General features: G+C 36.6%; 2 protein-coding genes and 2 pseudogenes. 3 read left to right on the top strand and 1 reads right to left on the bottom strand.

All coding sequences use genetic code 11. The features are described 5' to 3' along the window. Positions 1 to 197: pseudogene (locus AN393_RS19475) on the top strand (endonuclease III); the annotation flags it as partial. 43 nt (positions 198 to 240) lie between these two features. Here AN393_RS19475 and AN393_RS19470 read toward each other — a convergent pair. Further along, positions 241 to 1,122 (bottom strand): LysR family transcriptional regulator, encoded by an 882-nt coding sequence (locus AN393_RS19470; RefSeq protein ID WP_152968297.1) that lies wholly within the window; start codon positions 1,120 to 1,122, stop codon positions 241 to 243. A 94-nt stretch (positions 1,123 to 1,216) separates the two neighbouring features. On the opposite strand from AN393_RS19470, the gene AN393_RS19465 reads away from it, so the two are divergent. Together AN393_RS19465 and AN393_RS20625 are read left to right on the top strand one after the other, a co-directional pair. Next, positions 1,217 to 1,810, top strand: coding sequence for a LysE family translocator (locus tag AN393_RS19465; RefSeq protein WP_055016970.1), 594 nt, complete (start codon positions 1,217 to 1,219; stop codon positions 1,808 to 1,810). Positions 1,811 to 1,843: 33 nt separating this feature from the next. Continuing rightward, positions 1,844 to 1,975 (top strand): annotated as a pseudogene (locus AN393_RS20625) (endonuclease III); the annotation flags it as partial.

Here is a 1,975-nt window from a genome sequence, read left to right as displayed (position 1 = left end):
ACCGCACCAAATTTGCGATGGGTAAAGATGTAGTTGCTGTTGAGCAAAAACTTGAAAAGGTTGTCCCTAAAGAATTTAAAGTAGACGTACACCACTGGCTAATACTACACGGGCGCTATACTTGCGTTGCCCGTAAGCCTAAATGCGGCAGCTGTATTATTGAAGACTTGTGTGAGTTTAAAGATAAGACTGACTAATAGCGTGGTCAATAGTCTTTTATATCTGTTTCTATTTTGAGTCCTATTGGGTAGTTTGATTTAGAAAGCTCAGCAAACGCTTAGCATTACTGCTTTGAAATACGTTACTTGGCCAAACAGCATATATGGGTATAGGCTCAATTTTCCAGTTAGTTAATAACTCAACTAAAGATCTATCTTTTAGCCCTTTTTCAACTAAATAGTCTGGTGGAGTCGCTATACCTAACCCATTCAGACATAGTTCTGTCATTGCTTCTACGCTATTAACGCTAACATTGCTCTTAAAGCTAATATCGACTTTCTCGCCGTTAGCATCAATCAAGGTTCTTCTATTAGGAAGCATGGTAAGTTTTATCCAGTTGTATTGCTCTATATCAACAGGAGAAATTGGCTCCTCTATCATTTGAGCGAATTCATAAGAGCAGACTAATTTTCTCTTTATTTCACCCACTCGTGTCGCGATTAGATTACTGTCCTCCATTTCACCAGCTCGAAAAGCGATATCTATCCCTTGTTCAATTAGGTTTTGTCTTTCATCTGTGTAAATAAAATTCAGATTTAACAAAGCATGACTCTTTGCAAATTTAGCGATATTCTTACTAATATCTGATTTTATCAACGCAGAAGGTAGCGTCACCGTTAAGGTTCCCCTTAACTCTTGTTGTTTTGAAGTCACCAAGTTTAGTCCTTGATGCGCCGACTCAACCATACTCAATGCGTATTGAAAAAGTACCTTTCCCTCATTAGTTAAAGAAAGGTTTCTAGTTGAACGGTAAATAAGAGCAGTACCAAGATGGTTTTCCAGTTGAGTAACTTGATAACTAACAACTGAAGGAGATAACTGTAATTTTTTGGCCGCAGCCCGAAAAGAACCTTGTTTTATCGTCTCCGCGAAAATAGCCATTGAACGTAATTCATCTATCATAATTATTAAAATATATAGAACAGTGAAAACCAATTATAACAGCTAATCGAACCAATAATATTAATATATAGTCTCCATAAACTAAGGAGAATTTATGTCTTTACTAATAGCAATGTTTTCGTTTTCATTAACCATGTCGATTTCACCGGGTCCTGTAAATATGATTATTATTTCCTCCGGAATGAATTATGGAGTTCGAAAAACTTTACCTTTCGTTTCAGGCGGAACCATTGGGTTCACATTACTACTTTTGTTCATAGGACTCGGTTTTTCTCAGGTAATAAACTCCTACCCTAGTTTTCTTAAATATTTAACCGTTGTTGGCTCCTCATTTATCATTTACATGGGATATCTAATTGCAACGTCAGACCCAGAGCTAGATATTGAAAAACAGCACCAACCAACATTTCTACAAGGTTTTATTTTACAATGGCTAAACCCTAAAGCATGGATTGCTTGTTTAGCTGGCGCTTCCTTGTTTTCGGTTCCTAACAGTTCAAAAGAGTTCTTACTCTTTTCATTAATTTATTTTGTTGTCTGTTACTTATCTCTTTTTTGTTGGTCTGTACTAGGAGACAAATCTGCCAAATTATTAAATAGTAAATTCAAATTAAAGTTGTTTAATTTATCGATGGGTGGCGCTTTAATCGTGACAGCTAGTTACTTACTTTACTCTCAATTTAATTAACTACGTATGAAGGCCGTTCTATTTTCCTTATCTCTCGGCTGGCCGACAATAGCCGTGCACACGCATATTTTCGGGCTTCAAACCGCACCAAATTTGCGATGGGTAAAGATGTAGTTGCTGTTGAGCAAAAACTTGAAAAGGTTGTCCCTAAAGAATTTAAAGTAG

The organism is Pseudoalteromonas sp. P1-25 (genome assembly GCF_001401805.1).
In the GTDB taxonomy this organism is placed as follows: domain Bacteria; phylum Pseudomonadota; class Gammaproteobacteria; order Enterobacterales; family Alteromonadaceae; genus Pseudoalteromonas.
Note: the sequence above shows the minus strand (reverse complement) of the source record. Positions and strands in the feature narration are given on the sequence as shown.

What these genes read in the sequence shown, in the direction of transcription:
- AN393_RS19465 (WP_055016970.1), top strand. Translation starts at nt 1,217, where the DNA reads ATGTCTTTACTAATAGCAATGTTTTCGTTTTCATTAACCATGTCGATT.
- AN393_RS19470 (WP_152968297.1), bottom strand. Translation starts at nt 1,122, where the DNA reads ATGATAGATGAATTACGTTCAATGGCTATTTTCGCGGAGACGATAAAA.